This window comes from Bacillus cereus group sp. BfR-BA-01453 (genome assembly GCF_022662915.1).
GTDB classification, from domain to species: Bacteria; Bacillota; Bacilli; order Bacillales; family Bacillaceae_G; genus Bacillus_A; species Bacillus_A paranthracis.
This window is the reverse complement of record NZ_JAKUEN010000014.1, coordinates 1-16007: the sequence shown is the minus strand read 5'-3', so window position 1 is coordinate 16007 and position 16007 is coordinate 1. Positions and strand designations below refer to the sequence as shown.

The following is a 16007-nucleotide window of genomic DNA, read 5'->3' as shown; positions in this document are numbered from 1 at the left end:
TTTGAAAATTTACATTTTTCTGAATCTATTATAAGATAATTGTTGGTGAACTAAAGGGGTGAAATGATGAAGAATACGTGGCGTGAATTAAGGGAGATGGACCGTAACGTATGGATTCGGTTTATTGGTGAGACGTTAAATGGAATTGCAATGATGATGTTGATGCCTTTCTTTGCATTATATTTAAAAGATAAGGTAGATTCGTTATTACAGGTTGGAGTTATTATGGCGCTTTCTCCAATTGCTGCGAGTTTTGGATCCATTATAGGGGGAAGAATCGCTGATATATATGGAAGAAAGCCGATTATGATATTTTCGATGGTGAGTAATGCATTATTAATGCTCGGTTTTTTATTTATAGAAGGATTTATTCCGTATGCGATTTTATCAATTTTTTTAGGGTTAAGTAATTCGCTATTTCATCCAGCTGCATCAGCGATGGTTGCGGATGTAACAGTGCCAGAAAAAAGAACAGAAGCATATGGTTTGTTGCGGATGGGGCATAATATAGGTGCTGCAATTGGCCCGATAATGGGGGCTTCAGTAGTTATGTTGTCGAAGAACCTTGTGTTTATTATTGCCTCGTCTACGATGTTATTCTATGCATTGCTTGTATTCGTTCTTATTCAAGAGACAATGCCAAAGATTGCGAATGAGGAAGAGGATAAAGAAAAGGAATCAGGAGTGGTGTGGAAAATTGTATTGCGAGATAAGGCACTCATGATTTATTTATTAGCAGGTATCATTATTTCGATGGGATTTTCTCAAACAGAAGGTATGTTGCCATTGCACTTTGATAATGAAATGAAAGATATTTTTGGAACTAACAATCCATACCCATATTTAATGGCGTTAAACGGACTATTAGTTGTGTTGTTCCAATTTCAAATTTCAAAATGGGCCACAGATAAACCTGTCGGAAAGACGATGTTATATGGTGCATGTTTGTTCGGGATAGGTTTGTTTTTTATAGGTTGGTTACCGAAGTGGTTTGGAGGATTAGATACGAATGCTACAATTATTTTAATAACGTTACTGTTTGTGTATGCCATATATACATTAGGCGAGATGATTATGTCGCCTGTACAGATGACGTTTGTAGCGAATTTGGCCCCTGAGCATTTAAGAGGGACTTATATGGGGGCTGCAAGTTTGCAGTGGATTACAGGAAATGCATTTGGTCCACTTCTTGGGGGGTTTTTATTAGATCGATTACTTGGTCACTTCCTATTTACAATTTTAGCTATAGGATGTGTAGTTGCAGGTGTTGTATATATTTCTTTAGATCGTCTCGTTGAACAAAGGCAAAAAGGCACGCTAACCAAACAATCTTCTTAATAATTAGATGACATACACAAAACAGGGATTTCTACATATTTTAGGTACATAACTAGATTGGGTTGCAATTTTATCCCACTTTAATGGGCAGTAAGACCCTCACCTCAAAATTCAGCGAAAGCAAGGAATTTAGGTGGGGGATCAACTGCCCATAAAAGTCCGATTGGTTCAACTAATAATCAGTAGGGGATGAAGCCTCCCACTGATTAAAGTTTCACTTTATATATTTATGAAGAAATTTAAGTGGAAAAAGTATAGAAAACCAATAAGTGGTGTCGTTTAATTATTTGTGGAAGTTGCATTTTATTTCAAATAGGAACTACCTATTTTTATAAAAAGTGCTAAAATAGAAAAATGAAAACAATTGGTTAGGGTGATTTCAGTGACAAAAATTAAATTAGGTTTATTATATGGTGGAAAATCAGCTGAGCATCAAGTTTCGCTACAAACGGCTCTTGCTGCTATTAAAGCATTAAATCAAGATAAATTCGAGATTCATCCAATTTATATTACAGAACAAGGTCAATGGGTACGCGGTGAGCGTATTGAAGGTGAAGTAACAGATGTTGAAGTTCTAAAAATGAGCGGTGCAGAAAATGCGATTTCTCCGCTATCATTAAGCACAGAAATCATTCCATCTGCAAATGCTGAGGAAAATGCTATCGACGTTATTTTCCCATTACTACATGGACCAAATGGTGAAGATGGAACGGTACAAGGATTATTAGAATTAATGAATATTCCTTATGTAGGAAATGGTGTTCTAGCATCTGCTGCTGGTATGGATAAAGTTGTTATGAAAAACATCTTTGCAGAAGCTGGATTGAAACAAGCAAAATATGCATCATTTATTCGTAGTGCATGGGAAAAAGATCGTGAAACAGCATATGAAAAAGTAGAAGAAGTATTAGGTTACCCTTGCTTCGTAAAACCAGCAAACCTTGGTTCAAGTGTTGGGATTAATAAGTGTAAAAATCGTGAAGAACTTGAGAATGCATTTGAAGAGGCATTCCAATTTGACCGTAAAATTATTGTGGAAGAAAATATCGTTGGACGTGAAGTAGAAGTTGGTGTACTAGGTAATGATGAACCGAAATGTTCAGTTGTAGGTGAAATCGTACCTAAAAAAGACTTCTATGATTATAAGTCGAAATACATCGATGGTGATACAGCGTTAATTATTCCAGCTGAAATGACAGAAGAAGAGTCTAATGTTATTAAGCGAGATGCGATTGTTGCATTCCAATCGTTAGATGGTGCTGGCTTAACGCGAGCTGATTTCTTCTTAACGAAAGATGGAGAAGTATACATTAACGAAGTGAATACGATGCCAGGATTTACGCCGTTTAGTATGTTCCCTCTACTATGGCAACATACTGGATTACCGTATCCAGAATTAATTGAAGAGCTAATTCGTTTAGCAATGGAGCGTCACGAAGAAAAACAAAAAATTAAATATACAATCTAACAAAAAAAGGAGGAGGCACTATTCGAAGGAATAGTGCTTCCTCTATGTAAGGAGTGTTTTTATGATAAATCGAACGTTAAAACAAGTAGAACAAATGACAAATGGTACGGGATTAGCAGAGCAGTATGAGGGAATTACTATACAAGGAGTGTCTATTGATACGAGAAAAATCGAAAAAGGAAACTTATATGTTCCGATTCAAGGTGAACGTTTCGATGGACATGCTTTTGTAGATAAAGCTGTTGAAAATGGAGCTGTGGCGACATTATGGATGAAAGATGTAGCAAATCCACCTGAGAATCTTCCGGTTATTTTTGTAGAAGACACGCTATCAGCATTACAAATGTTAGCAAAAAACTATCGCGACCAATTGGATGTTAAAGTGATTGGTGTGACAGGTAGTAACGGTAAAACATCTACAAAAGATATTGTAACAAGTCTTCTTGCGACTAAATTCAAAGTTCAAAAAACAGAAGGAAACTTCAATAATCATATCGGGCTACCTCTTACTATTTTAAACTTAGAAGAAAATACAGAAGTAGCTGTATTAGAAATGGGAATGTCAAGCCGTGGGGAAATTGAATTCTTATCTAAGTTAGCTCGTCCAAATGCAGCTATCATTACGAACATTGGTGAAGCGCATTTAATGGACTTAGGCTCTCGCGAGGCAATTGCTGAAGCGAAATTAGAAATTGTGACAGGATTACAAGAAGGTGGAGTGTTCGTATATAACGGAGATGAGCCATTATTAACGAATCGTGTTCCTGAAATGAATTTAATAGCTGAAACAGTTACGTTTGGTGATGCTAGAGCAAATGATTACTATCCAACGACTGTAACGTTACAAGCAACTGGGACGCACTTTAAAATGAATAGAGAAGAAAACATCTCATTCTATCTACCAGTATTAGGGAAACATAATGTGTATAATACGCTTGCTTCTATGGCAATTGCGAAACACTTTGGTGTAACGTGGGAAGAGATGAAAGAAGGTTTAGTAACACTTCAAATGACAGGCATGCGTATGGAAATTGTAAAAACAAATAGTGGATTAACAATTATCAACGATGCTTATAATGCAAGTCCAACAGCTATGGAAGCAGCATTCCACCTAATGAATGGTTTAGATGGATTCTCTAAAAAAATTGTTGTTCTCGGCGATATGTTAGAGCTTGGAGATCAAGAAGTACAGTTTCATTATGAGGTAGGTAAATTAATCGATCCAGCAAAAATCTCCTATGTGTTCACATATGGTAAATTAGGGGCTCAAATTGCTGAAGGAGCGAAAATTAATTTCCCTAACGAACGTGTAAAGGCTTATGATAATAAAGAAGAGTTAGTAAAAGAGTTGCAAGCAGTAGTCGATGCAAAAGATGTTGTATTAATAAAAGCATCTCGCGGTATGAAATTGGAAGAAGTAATTACGATGTTGAAATAATTGGTGTATATAAATAGGGATGATAGCAACGAAAAAAGAAGAAACTTATAATAAGCGCTTACAGTAAATATAAAAAAATAAAAGTGAAGAAAAAACCTCTGAATATGAAAATAAGGTAACAGTTGGGTTTGCTTTTTACACATACAAAACTTATAATTGATAAAGTGTAATAACGTTTAGAAGTATTTTCGTGAAGAATATACGCCCGTTTATATACGTGAGCATTCAGGAAAAGGGCTTTTCCGCAAATTCGGAAAACGCCTTTTTTTAAATGATAAGTATAGGATAGAAAAGGAGAAGTAACATTGACAACATTTCGAGAATTAGGATTAAGTGATTCTTTACTGCAATCTGTTGAAAGTATGGGCTTTGAAGAGGCTACGCCAATTCAAGCTGAAACAATTCCACATGCATTGCAAGGTAAGGATATTATTGGGCAAGCACAAACAGGTACAGGGAAAACAGCAGCATTCGGATTACCACTATTAGATAAAGTGGATACACATAAAGAATCGGTTCAAGGTATTGTTATCGCGCCAACGCGTGAATTAGCAATTCAAGTTGGAGAAGAGCTATACAAAATTGGTAAACATAAACGCGTTCGTATCTTACCAATTTACGGTGGTCAAGATATTAACCGCCAAATTCGTGCTCTAAAAAAACACCCACACATTATTGTTGGTACGCCGGGTCGTATTTTAGATCATATTAACCGTAAAACACTTCGCTTACAAAACGTAGAGACAGTTGTTCTTGACGAAGCGGATGAAATGTTAAACATGGGCTTCATTGAAGATATTGAAGCAATTTTAACAGATGTGCCAGAAACACACCAAACATTACTATTCTCAGCGACAATGCCGGATCCAATCCGTCGTATTGCTGAGCGTTTCATGACTGAGCCTCAACACATTAAAGTAAAAGCAAAAGAAGTAACAATGCCAAACATTCAGCAGTTCTATTTAGAAGTGCAAGAAAAGAAAAAGTTTGATGTATTGACACGCTTATTAGACATTCAATCTCCAGAGCTTGCGATTGTATTCGGTCGTACAAAGCGTCGTGTTGATGAATTATCAGAAGCATTAAATTTACGTGGTTATGCTGCGGAAGGTATCCATGGTGATTTAACTCAGGCGAAACGTATGTCTGTATTACGTAAGTTCAAAGAAGGTTCTATTGAAGTTCTTGTTGCAACAGACGTTGCTGCACGTGGTCTTGATATTTCAGGTGTAACACACGTATACAACTTCGATATTCCACAAGATCCAGAATCATACGTTCACCGTATTGGCCGTACTGGTCGTGCAGGTAAAAAAGGTATTGCAATGCTATTTGTAACACCACGTGAATCTGGACAATTAAAAAATATCGAGCGTACAACAAAACGTAAAATGGACCGCATGGATGCACCAACACTTGACGAGGCACTAGAAGGTCAACAACGTTTAATCGCTGAAAAACTTCAAAACACAATTGAAAATGAAAACTTAGCATACTACAAGCGTATTGCGGAAGAAATGTTAGAAGAGAACGACTCTGTAACAGTAGTAGCTGCTGCTTTAAAAATGATGACAAAAGAGCCAGATACAACTCCAATCGCTTTAACATCAGAACCACCAGTTGTTGCAAGAGGTGGCGGTTCTAAAAAACGCGGCGGTAACGGAGGCGGATACCGTGATGGTAACCGTAATCGTAGTCGTGATGGACGCGGTGGCGATGGTCGTAACCGTGACCGCAATCGTGATGGTCGTAATCGTGACGGTAACCGTGATCGCAATCGTGATGGCGGCAACCGTGGTCGTCGTGGAGAAGGTCAAGGTCGCCCAGGATCTTCAAACGGACGCGGCGAAAGAAAACATCATAGCCGTAAGCCACAAGCTTAATAGTAAAAAAGAGAATGCCCTTTTCCGGCATTCTCTTTTTTTATTTCTGTAATTGTACATACTACATAATAACTTGTGTAGAAATGAGGTGCTACATGCTTGTAAGACTTGGGTATGTTGCGATGAGTGTACATTTGAAAAACGCATCCCCATCTCAAACGATGACGTACGCGCAGTTTCAAAAAATAGATGATCGGGAAGCGGCGATTCGTAAACTTGAAAGAATTGCTAATTCGAATTTGGAAAATTGCTTACGGTTATTAAAACATAACAAAGGCCATGATATATCCTTTTTTCGACTTAGTTCCAAGTTGATTCCTTTAGCGAATCATGAGGAGTTGTTAGAGTGGAACTACATTCGTCCCTTAAAAGAAAATTTAAAAGTGCTAGGTGATTACGCTATTCGAATGAATATGCGTATTGATTTTCATCCAGATCATTTTGTTGTACTTAATTCACCCGAGGAGAATATTTTTAAACAATCTGTCAAGACATTACAAATGCATAGAAAATTATTAAAAGGTATGGGAATTGAACATAAGCAACGATGTGTAATGCATGTTGGGGGCGGATATAAAGATAAAGAGCTCGCATTAGAGCGTTTTATAGAGAATTGGTCTAACGTCCCAAGAGGCATTCAGGAAATGATTATGTTAGAAAATGATGATACAACTTTTACGCTCGAGGACACATTATATTTAGGAGAAAAGTTGGACATTCCCGTTGTATTTGATTTACATCATCATATGATGAATCATGATCGAGAAGATTGGCATGAAGATTGGGCGCGTGTTGTACATACGTGGGAATCGTCTTTGTTACCGGTGAAAATGCACATTTCTAGTCCTAGAGAGGGAAAAGACCCAAGGGCACATGCGGACTTTATTAATGTAGATACTTTTTTATCTTTTTTAAAAAAGATAAAAGGAAGTGTTCCGCAAATTGATTGTATGATTGAAGCGAAGAAGAAGGATGAGTCTTTATTTCAACTCATGAGAGATTTAAGTGAACAAACAGATGTGGAAATTGTCGATGGTGCGAGCTTTTATATTAAATGAGCTCTGCACCATCGAGTTTTTTTATTAATAAAGGGGTGCAAATACCACCAATGATCAATCCTGTTAAATGGCTGATAGGGTTGGCAGAGGGATTGAAGAAAGTGAATAGTAGTAATATACATATCATAATTGAAAAAATAGCGATGTCTCTTGGATTGGAAGAACGATATCGGCTATACAATAGAAATAACTGTGCACCTAGCAATCCGAAAATGCCACCAGATGCCCCGGCATGAATGTATTCATGAGGCATAATAAGGTAAGACGAAATATTTCCGAGAATGCCAGAAAGGAAAAAAATAATGATGAAAGAAAAGTGCCCTAGTTGTTTTTCAATAGAAGAGCCAAGCATGAATAAACAAATACTATTAGAAAGAAAATGTTGTAAGTCTACATGTACGAGCAGGGAAGTTATGAGACGCCACCATTCTCCTTTAGCGATATATTCATTAGAAGCTGCCATAGGAAAGAGGGAAAAATCCCCTAATATAATCATGATTAATTGTATGAGAAGTAAAGCAATGGTGATGGGTTGTAAGGAAATGCGGGCGGATGGTATTAGCATATGGTGAGTATCACTCCTTTTGCATCAGAAAGATTCTCTGTTATTCTTACAATATGAAAAAAGAAAGCTAAATAGAAGAAGGGGATTTTGAAATGATTGTAGGGATTGGAATCGATATTATTGAATTGAATCGAATTGAAAAAATGATAGATGGAAAGCTTAAATTTATGGAACGTATTTTAACTGAAAGTGAACGTAATGTTGCTAAGGGGCTGAAGGGAAGCCGCCTTACAGAGTTTGTAGCTGGAAGATTTGCAGCGAAAGAGGCGTATTCAAAAGCGGTAGGGACTGGTATCGGGAAAGAAGTGAGTTTTTTAGATATTGAAGTAAGAAATGATGATAGAGGCAAGCCGATTCTTATTACAAGTACAGAGCATATTGTTCATTTATCAATTAGTCACAGTAAGGAATTTGCTGTTGCTCAAGTTGTTTTAGAAAGCTCGTCACGCTAGTCTGCATATTTTATATCTTTGTCTCATATATTTGTGGTAGCGATAAGGAAGGTACATCTTCCATTCATTTATAGGGGCAAAGGGGCTGAAGTGATGAAAAGGCGTCTGTTTTTAGTTCTTGTCGGTTTATTAACCGTTTTTGTGTTGGCCGGTTGTATGGAGAAGAAACAAGATGATGTTGTGAGAGATTTAGAGGCGAAAGTAAAAGGGTTGAAAAGCTATCAAGCTGAAGCGAAATTATCTATTAAAACAGGGAATGAGCCTCAGGAGTATAAGGTAGAAATATGGCATAAGGAACCTTCTTTTTATCGTGTGAATTTGCAGAATGCGAAAAAAGATCAAAGTCAAATTATTTTAAGAAATGAAGAAGGAGTATTTGTATTAACGCCAGCTCTTAATAAGAGTTTCCGTTTCCAAAGTGATTGGCCGCAAAATAGTAGCCAGGCTTATTTATACGAATCTCTTGTGAGAGATATTTTACAGGATAAGAAAAACCTTACTTTTGAAAAAACAGATAAGCATTATATTTTTAAAACAAAAACAAACTATCAGCATCAAAACATGTTGCCGAGACAAGAGATTACGTTGAAGAAAAGTGATTTAACGCCAGTTTCGGTGAAGTTAATGGATAATGATCAAAATGTTCTTGTGAAAGTAGATTTCTCTAAAGTGAAATTCGACGCGAAATTTGATAAAGGTGCATTTGATACGAAACAAAATATGTCTAGAGCGCAAGTAGATGTTCAAACGACAGCGAAAGAAGACAAACCGTTTGCTATTTTATATCCACGTGATACGCCACAAGGTATGACTTTGAAAGATGAAAAAGAGTTGAAGACAGACAGTGGCAAGCGTGCAATACTCACATACACTGGAAGTAAGAAATCCTTTACTTTAATACAAGAAAAGGCAAAAGTTGCAGAGGCTTCGTCAGCAATAAGTGTGAGCGGAGAATTGGTTGATCTTGGCTTTACAATTGGAGCATTGACGAAAGACTCTTTAACGTGGTCGCATAACGGAGTAGAATATATGCTCGTGTCTAAAGGTTTGGAGCCGAAGGAGCTATTAATGGTTGCTCGTTCAGTTACAGAGAAGCAAGTGAAGTAACTTCTTAGACGTGGTGATATATGTGCACCACGTCTTTTCTTAGTTTGAAGGGTGGATTTCATAAAAGAAGCATATAAAAGAATAAGCTTCGCATATCGTGTATAAGGAAGTGTATTTATGGAAGAAGCACCATTTTACCGTGACACTTGGGTGGAAGTGGATTTAGATGCCATTTATAACAACGTTACACATATTAAAGAATTTATCCCGAGTGGTGTAGAAATTTTTGCCGTAGTTAAAGGGAATGCATATGGGCACGATTATGTACCGGTGGCTAAAACAGCATTAGAAGCGGGGGCGACAAGGTTAGCAGTTGCGTTCTTAGATGAAGCTTTAGTGCTTCGAAGAGCTGGTATTACTGCGCCGATTTTAGTGTTAGGTCCTTCTCCTCCTCGTGATATAAATGTAGCTGCTGAAAATGATGTAGCATTAACTGTTTTTCAAAAGGAATGGGTAGATGAAGCAATCAAACTTTGGGATGGTTCGTCTACGATGAAATACCATATTAATTTCGATAGTGGTATGGGGAGAATTGGAATACGTGAACGTAAAGAATTAAAAGGATTTTTAAAAAGCTTAGAAGGTGCACCATTCTTAGAATTGGAAGGAGTTTATACGCATTTTGCAACAGCAGATGAGGTGGAGACTTCTTACTTTGATAAGCAATATAACACATTTTTGGAGCAGTTAAGTTGGTTGAAAGAATTCGGAGTGAATCCTAAGTTTGTTCATACAGCTAATAGTGCTGCAACGCTACGTTTTCAAGGGATTACATTTAATGCAGTACGAATTGGCATTGCGATGTATGGGTTATCTCCATCTGTAGAAATACGCCCTTTTTTACCGCTTAAATTAGAACCAGCGCTATCATTGCATACGAAAGTTGCTCATATTAAACAGGTGATTAAAGGGGATGGAATTAGTTATAACGTCACTTATCGAACGAAAACTGAAGAATGGATTGCGACCGTTGCAATTGGTTATGCAGATGGCTGGCTTAGAAGATTACAAGGATTTGAAGTGCTTGTAAATGGTAAAAGGGTACCGATTGTGGGTCGAGTAACGATGGATCAATTTATGATACACCTTCCTTGTAAAGTGCCTCTTGGTACGAAAGTTACACTCATCGGAAGGCAAGGAGATGAATATATTAGCGCTACAGAGGTTGCGGAATATTCAGGAACTATTAATTATGAAATTATTACAACGATTAGTTTCCGTGTGCCGAGAATATTTATACGGAACGGTAAAGTTGTGGAAGTAATCAATTATTTGAATGATATATAGAAGGTAGTATGATTTGCTTCTTGTCATGTGAGAGGACTTTTCGTTGGCTAAGAATAAGTTCGTTTTTTGACGAGAAGCTTTTTACTTATCATTACTTTTAACATAATTTAACGTGGAAACTCTTCCGTTTCTTGTTGTAATGAGATAAAAAATAAAAGAATATGAATGTTTTGTTTGTGAATTGGAAAACATAAGCAAGGAATAAGGAAGTCTTTGCAACAGGCTCCATACAATGGTATTATTACAATAGGTGTCATATATATATTTGGGTGTGTAGTTGACGGTGGAGGTGTATTTTTGTGTCCGAATCAAGTGTAACTACTGAAATCGTGGTTCGGTTGCCAAAGCAAATGGTAACGGAATTGGACGGAATTGGAAAACAAGAGAATAAGAATCGCCATGAACTAATTTGCCAGGCAACACAACTGTTATTGCGTCAACATAAGACGAAGAAACGCTACCAACATGAATCAATGCGACGTGGGTACATTGAAATGGGAAAAATTAATCTTGGTATTGCATCTGAAGCTTTCTTAGCAGAGTATGAAGCAGCTCATACAGTAGAACGCTTAGTTAGCGGGGGGTAATATTTTGATTGTAAAACGCGGCGACGTGTATTTTGCAGACCTTTCCCCAGTTGTTGGTTCTGAGCAAGGAGGCGTTCGTCCGGTTCTTGTCATTCAAAATGACATCGGAAATCGTTTTAGTCCAACGGTGATTGTAGCGGCTATTACTGCACAGATTCAAAAAGCGAAATTACCCACTCATGTGGAAATTGATGCGAAAAAGTACGGTTTTGAGAGAGATTCTGTTATTTTACTTGAGCAGATTCGAACAATCGATAAGCAGCGCTTAACGGACAAAATCACTCACTTAGATGAAGTGATGATGATTCGTGTAGATGAAGCGCTACAAATTAGTTTAGGACTAATAGATTTTTAAATCGGCAGTTTAAGTTGCTCTCTTTGAAGGGCAACTTTTTTTATTATAGAGGAGGTTACGGTTGTATATGGAAATGGTAGATAATCGACAAGCGTTAATGAAAATGTTAGTGAAGGAATTAGGCTTTACCGAAAAGCAAGTTCGTCATGTTATTCAATTAACAGAAGAAGGTAACACAGTTCCATTTATTGCTCGTTACCGAAAAGAATGGACAGGCTCTTTAGATGAAGTGCAAATTCGTACAATTTTAGAGAGATGGCAATATATAATGCAGCTTGAAGATAGGAAAGAAGAGGTTCTTCGTCTTATTGATGAGAAGGGGAAACTGACAGGAGAATTACATCAGCAAATTGTGAAAGCTACAAAGTTGCAAGAAGTAGAAGATTTATATCGTCCGTATAAAGAGAAGAGAAGAACGAAAGCAACGATTGCAAAAGAAAAAGGGTTAGAGCCATTAGCTGAATGGTTATTGTTATATACGAAAGAAGATCCGAATCAGAAGGCAATGGAATTTATAAATGCCGAGAAAGAAGTGGAATCTGCAGAAGAAGCATTACAAGGTGCTCAAGACATCATTGCGGAAATCGTTTCAGATGAAGCGGCATATCGTAGTTGGATTCGGAATGTTACTTTTAGAAAAGGTGTTATATCCTCGGCTGTAAAAGATGAAGAGAAAGATGAAAAAAATATATATGAAATGTATTACAGTTATGAAGAACCGTTGCAGAAAGTCGTGCCGCATCGCGTATTAGCGATGAATCGAGGTGAGAAAGAAGATATATTGAGAGTTTCTGTTGTTCCACCAGTAGATGAGATAGTAACTTTCTTATATAAGAAAGTAATTCGTGATAACGATTCAAAAAGTGCACAGTATGTAAAGTTAGCAATTGAGGATGGTTATAAACGATTAATTCAACCCTCTATTGAAAGGGAGATTCGAAAAGAATTAACAGAAACAGCTGAGGAACAAGCGATACATATTTTCTCTGAGAACTTACGTAATTTGTTATTACAACCTCCGATGAAAGGAAAGGTTGTGTTAGCTGTAGACCCTGCATATAGAACGGGGTGTAAATTAGCTATCGTAGACGATACGGGGAAAGTTTTATATATTGATGTTATTTATCCGCATCCACCAGTGCGTAAATATGAAGATGCAAAAGCGAAAGTTCTTTCTATTATAGATAAATATCAAGTTGAAATGATTGCGATTGGGAATGGTACAGCTTCTAGAGAATCGGAAGAATTTATAGTTGATGTATTACAAAATGTGGAACGAGAAGTCTTCTATATTATTGTAAACGAAGCTGGTGCGAGTGTGTATTCGGCTTCTGATTTAGCACGTGAGGAATTCCCGGATTTACAGGTTGAAGAAAGAAGTGCGGTTTCTATTGGTAGACGTCTGCAAGATCCACTTGCTGAACTTGTAAAGATTGATCCGAAATCAGTTGGGGTTGGACAATATCAACATGATGTGTCTCAAAAAAGATTAAATGAATCATTAACGTTTGTAGTAGAGACAGCAGTTAACCAAGTCGGTGTGAATGTAAATACAGCTTCAGTTGCGTTGTTACAATATGTTTCAGGCTTATCAAAAACTGTTGCGAAAAATATTGTAGCAAAGCGTGAAGAAGAAGGGAAATTTACAAAACGAACAGACTTAAAGAAAATACCACGTCTAGGTGCGAAGACATATGAACAATGTATAGGTTTCTTACGTATATTAGAAGGGGCAAATCCGTTAGACCGTACAGGTATTCACCCAGAACAATATAAAAATGTTGAATTGTTATTAAAGAGTCTAGGTTTATCAAAAGATGACGTAGGGCAACCACAATTACAAAAGAGTTTAGAAGAAGTAGAGATTTCTAAGTTGTCGCAAGAAACGGGAGTTGGAGAACCAACATTAGTTGATATTATAGATGCACTCATTAGTCCAGAGCGAGACATGAGGGATGAGTTGCCTAAACCGCTTCTGAAAAAAGGGATTTTGAAATTAGAAGATTTAAAACGTGGTATGGAACTGGAAGGGACAGTTCGTAACGTTGTTGATTTCGGTGCTTTCGTTGATGTAGGTGTGAAACAAGATGGGTTAGTACATATTTCTAAACTAAGCAAACAATACGTGAAGCATCCGTTAGATGTTGTATCTGTCGGACAAATCGTCAAAGTATGGGTAGATGATATTGATACGAAAAAAGGTCGCGTTGCATTATCTATGTTGCCGATTGAATAGTAAGAGAAGAGAGCAGATGAAACTGCTCTTTTTTTAATAGGGTAGAAAGTGTAATGGATTATGAGCTTTGATGTATTTTGCTATAATAAAACCAGCATTCATTTAGTAATTTAATTTGATACCGGTTTTTTTCGAAATATGCGCGTTGCATTTGTTTTTTGAGCCATGTAGGCATAGGAATCCCTCCTTGTTTAATCCTACTCTCAAAAATGTAAGGTGCGATTGATGAGAGGTTGGTGAGTGGATTTCTATTTCTGCTATGTTTTTAGAAACCACGCTTCTTGAATGAGGATGGGTATATGTACTATTTAATATATGTATAAGAGAGGAGAAAAGTGTAAAAATATTTTTTTGTTTAGGAGGAATGAAAATGGATGAGCAAGAAATACAGCAGCTAGTGGAAGAAGTATCAATGCAATATTTCGGAATGCCGTTTTTACATAAGGCGATGTTTAATGGTAGGTTGCGTACAACTGGTGGGCGTTATCTATTGAATACACACAATATTGAACTGAATTATAGATATTACGAAATGTATGGGGAAGAAGAATTAGTTGGAATTATTAAACATGAACTTTGTCATTATCACTTACATATTGCGGGAAGAGGGTATAAGCATCGGGATAAGGATTTTCGAGAATTATTAAAGGCAGTTGATGCACCACGCTTTTGTAAACGAATGATAAATGAAGAGAAGGGCAAAAAGGTTTATATGTATGAATGTATGGAATGCTCACTTCAATATGTAAGGAGGCGTCAAATAAATACAAAAAGATATGTCTGCGGAAAGTGTAAAGGGAAACTAATCTTGATAAAGAAAACATCTTGACAGTGAAAACGCAATCCAGTATATTATAAACATGTCACGTTTGTACAAGATGTTGTGAAAAAACCTCTTGACTTACGATAAGAATTTTTATAAGATACAAATTGTCTTTATTATTCCGCAGTAGCTCAGTGGTAGAGCTATCGGCTGTTAACCGATCGGTCGTAGGTTCGAGTCCTACCTGCGGAGCCATACAGAGAAGTACCCAAGTGGCTCAAGGGGCTCCCCTGCTAAGGGAGTAGATCGCGAACGCGGTGCGAGGGTTCGAATCCCTTCTTCTCTGCCATTCATATTGGCCCGTTGGTCAAGTGGTTAAGACACCGCCCTTTCACGGCGGTAACACGGGTTCGAATCCCGTACGGGTCACCACTTCGGAGGATTAGCTCAGCTGGGAGAGCACCTGCCTTACAAGCAGGGGGTCGGCGGTTCGATCCCGTCATCCTCCACCATAATATTATAATGAAAAGTAAAATGACATTAATGTAAAGATTAAATGGTCCCGTGGTGTAGTGGTTAACATGCCTGCCTGTCACGCAGGAGATCGCCGGTTCGACCCCGGTCGGGACCGCCATTTTAACTTCTGCTAATTGGCAGTTGTTTTTTATTGGTCATTATGGTACAATAACATTTGTCTTTGGAAATAAGATAAGTATTTCGATGGGCTATAGCCAAGCGGTAAGGCAACGGACTTTGACTCCGTCATGCGCTGGTTCGAATCCAGCTAGCCCAGCCATTTACGAGCCATTAGCTCAGTTGGTAGAGCATCTGACTTTTAATCAGAGGGTCGAAGGTTCGAGTCCTTCATGGCTCACTTTTGTTTTTTCCGCGCGGTCGTGGCGGAACGGCAGACGCGCTAGGTTGAGGGCCTAGTGGGGGAAACCCCGTGGAGGTTCAAGTCCTCTCGGCCGCATCAAAAATCTTTTGAAAAAAGTACTTGCATTTGAAAGTGTAGTATGATAAGATAATTGAGTCGCCAAAATACAACGACGAAAAAAACATCATGAATAAGCGCCCGTAGCTCAATTGGATAGAGCGTTTGACTACGGATCAAGAGGTTAGGGGTTCGACTCCTCTCGGGCGCGCCAATTACGGGAAGTGGCTCAGCTTGGTAGAGCACCTGGTTTGGGACCAGGGGGTCGCAGGTTCAAATCCTGTCTTCCCGACCACGCGGGTGTAGTTTAGTGGTAAAACAAGAGCCTTCCAAGCTCTGGTCGAGAGTTCGATTCTCTTCACCCGCTTTTAGTTCTTTGAAAACTGAACGAAACAAACAACGTGAAACGTCAATTTTTATTTTATGATGCTAGACAAACTAACTTTATTGGAGAGTTTGATCCTGGCTCAGGATGAACGCTGGCGGCGTGCCTAATACATGCAAGTCGAGCGAATGGATTAAGAGCTTGCTCTTAT

Annotated in this window: 14 protein-coding genes, 11 tRNA genes and 1 rRNA gene; 24 read left to right on the top strand and 2 right to left on the bottom strand. The window is 37.9% G+C overall.

Going from position 1 to position 16007, the window contains the following annotated elements; all coding sequences use genetic code 11:
• The first annotated feature begins 66 nt into the window (after positions 1-66).
• The 5 genes from MR070_RS21760 (at position 67) to uvsE (ending at position 7185) form a co-directional block, all read left to right on the top strand.
• Positions 67-1338 carry an MDR family MFS transporter gene (locus MR070_RS21760; protein ID WP_139896421.1) on the top strand — a complete coding sequence of 424 codons (1272 nt, stop codon included), beginning with the start codon at positions 67-69 and terminating at the stop codon, positions 1336-1338.
• Positions 1339-1720: 382 nt separating this feature from the next.
• Positions 1721-2806, top strand: a complete 1086-nt coding sequence (locus MR070_RS21755) for a D-alanine--D-alanine ligase (RefSeq protein WP_000161443.1) — start codon at positions 1721-1723, stop codon at positions 2804-2806.
• Between the two features lie 61 nt (positions 2807-2867).
• Positions 2868-4244 carry a UDP-N-acetylmuramoyl-tripeptide--D-alanyl-D-alanine ligase gene (gene murF / locus MR070_RS21750; RefSeq protein ID WP_000610682.1) on the top strand — a complete coding sequence of 459 codons (1377 nt, stop codon included), beginning with the start codon at positions 2868-2870 and terminating at the stop codon, positions 4242-4244.
• A gap of 305 nt (positions 4245-4549) precedes the next feature.
• A complete protein-coding gene (gene cshA / locus MR070_RS21745; protein WP_000206582.1) occupies positions 4550-6127 on the top strand; it encodes a degradosome RNA helicase CshA in 1578 nt (525 codons plus the stop codon).
• 95 nt (positions 6128-6222) lie between these two features.
• Positions 6223-7185, top strand: a complete 963-nt coding sequence (gene uvsE, locus MR070_RS21740; RefSeq protein WP_000961156.1) for a UV DNA damage repair endonuclease UvsE — start codon at positions 6223-6225, stop codon at positions 7183-7185.
• Here uvsE and MR070_RS21735 read toward each other — a convergent pair.
• A complete protein-coding gene (locus MR070_RS21735; protein ID WP_000906920.1) occupies positions 7178-7750 on the bottom strand; it encodes a rhomboid family intramembrane serine protease in 573 nt (190 codons plus the stop codon). The two genes, uvsE and MR070_RS21735, sit on opposite strands and share 8 nt — an antisense overlap.
• 92 nt (positions 7751-7842) lie before the next feature.
• Between MR070_RS21735 and acpS the strand changes: the two genes are divergently transcribed.
• The 6 genes from acpS (at position 7843) to MR070_RS21705 (ending at position 13774) form a co-directional block, all read left to right on the top strand.
• Complete coding sequence (gene acpS / locus MR070_RS21730; protein WP_000635037.1) at positions 7843-8202, top strand: holo-ACP synthase; 360 nt, start codon at positions 7843-7845, stop codon at positions 8200-8202.
• Positions 8203-8358: 156 nt separating this feature from the next.
• The gene (locus tag MR070_RS21725) at positions 8359-9309 is read left to right on the top strand and encodes a LolA family protein (RefSeq protein WP_025388382.1); all 951 of its coding nucleotides are present in this window, start codon (positions 8359-8361) and stop codon (positions 9307-9309) included.
• A 117-nt stretch (positions 9310-9426) separates the two neighbouring features.
• Positions 9427-10596, top strand: a complete 1170-nt coding sequence (gene alr / locus MR070_RS21720) for an alanine racemase (protein ID WP_000390609.1) — start codon at positions 9427-9429, stop codon at positions 10594-10596.
• A 299-nt stretch (positions 10597-10895) separates the two neighbouring features.
• Positions 10896-11183, top strand: a complete 288-nt coding sequence (locus MR070_RS21715) for an antitoxin EndoAI (RefSeq protein ID WP_000004570.1) — start codon at positions 10896-10898, stop codon at positions 11181-11183.
• Between the two features lie 4 nt (positions 11184-11187).
• Positions 11188-11538, top strand: a complete 351-nt coding sequence (gene ndoA, locus MR070_RS21710) for a type II toxin-antitoxin system endoribonuclease NdoA (RefSeq protein ID WP_000635963.1) — start codon at positions 11188-11190, stop codon at positions 11536-11538.
• Positions 11539-11605: 67 nt separating this feature from the next.
• Positions 11606-13774, top strand: coding sequence for a Tex family protein (locus MR070_RS21705; RefSeq protein WP_242261995.1), 2169 nt, complete (start codon positions 11606-11608; stop codon positions 13772-13774).
• A gap of 58 nt (positions 13775-13832) precedes the next feature.
• Here the strand turns inward: MR070_RS21705 and cmpA are convergent, their stop codons facing one another.
• Complete coding sequence (gene cmpA / locus MR070_RS21700; RefSeq protein WP_001143642.1) at positions 13833-13949, bottom strand: cortex morphogenetic protein CmpA; 117 nt, start codon at positions 13947-13949, stop codon at positions 13833-13835.
• A gap of 195 nt (positions 13950-14144) precedes the next feature.
• On the opposite strand from cmpA, the gene MR070_RS21695 reads away from it, so the two are divergent.
• The 13 genes from MR070_RS21695 to MR070_RS21635 form a co-directional block, all read left to right on the top strand.
• Entirely contained in the window at positions 14145-14603 is a 459-nt protein-coding gene (locus MR070_RS21695; RefSeq protein ID WP_242261994.1) for a SprT family protein, read from the top strand.
• A 114-nt stretch (positions 14604-14717) separates the two neighbouring features.
• Positions 14718-14792, top strand: a tRNA-Asn gene (locus MR070_RS21690).
• A gap of 3 nt (positions 14793-14795) precedes the next feature.
• Positions 14796-14886 (top strand) — tRNA-Ser (locus MR070_RS21685).
• Positions 14887-14894: 8 nt separating this feature from the next.
• Positions 14895-14969: transfer RNA gene (locus MR070_RS21680), tRNA-Glu, on the top strand.
• Positions 14970-14973: 4 nt separating this feature from the next.
• Positions 14974-15049: transfer RNA gene (locus tag MR070_RS21675), tRNA-Val, on the top strand.
• 46 nt (positions 15050-15095) lie between these two features.
• A tRNA-Asp gene (locus tag MR070_RS21670) sits at positions 15096-15171 on the top strand.
• Positions 15172-15258: 87 nt separating this feature from the next.
• Positions 15259-15333: transfer RNA gene (locus MR070_RS21665), tRNA-Gln, on the top strand.
• Between the two features lie 5 nt (positions 15334-15338).
• A tRNA-Lys gene (locus MR070_RS21660) sits at positions 15339-15411 on the top strand.
• 16 nt (positions 15412-15427) lie between these two features.
• A tRNA-Leu gene (locus tag MR070_RS21655) sits at positions 15428-15510 on the top strand.
• Positions 15511-15608: 98 nt separating this feature from the next.
• Positions 15609-15685, top strand: a tRNA-Arg gene (locus MR070_RS21650).
• Positions 15686-15689: 4 nt separating this feature from the next.
• Positions 15690-15766: transfer RNA gene (locus tag MR070_RS21645), tRNA-Pro, on the top strand.
• A gap of 1 nt (position 15767) precedes the next feature.
• Positions 15768-15838: transfer RNA gene (locus tag MR070_RS21640), tRNA-Gly, on the top strand.
• A gap of 77 nt (positions 15839-15915) precedes the next feature.
• A 16S ribosomal RNA gene (locus MR070_RS21635) occupies positions 15916-16007 on the top strand; the annotation flags it as partial.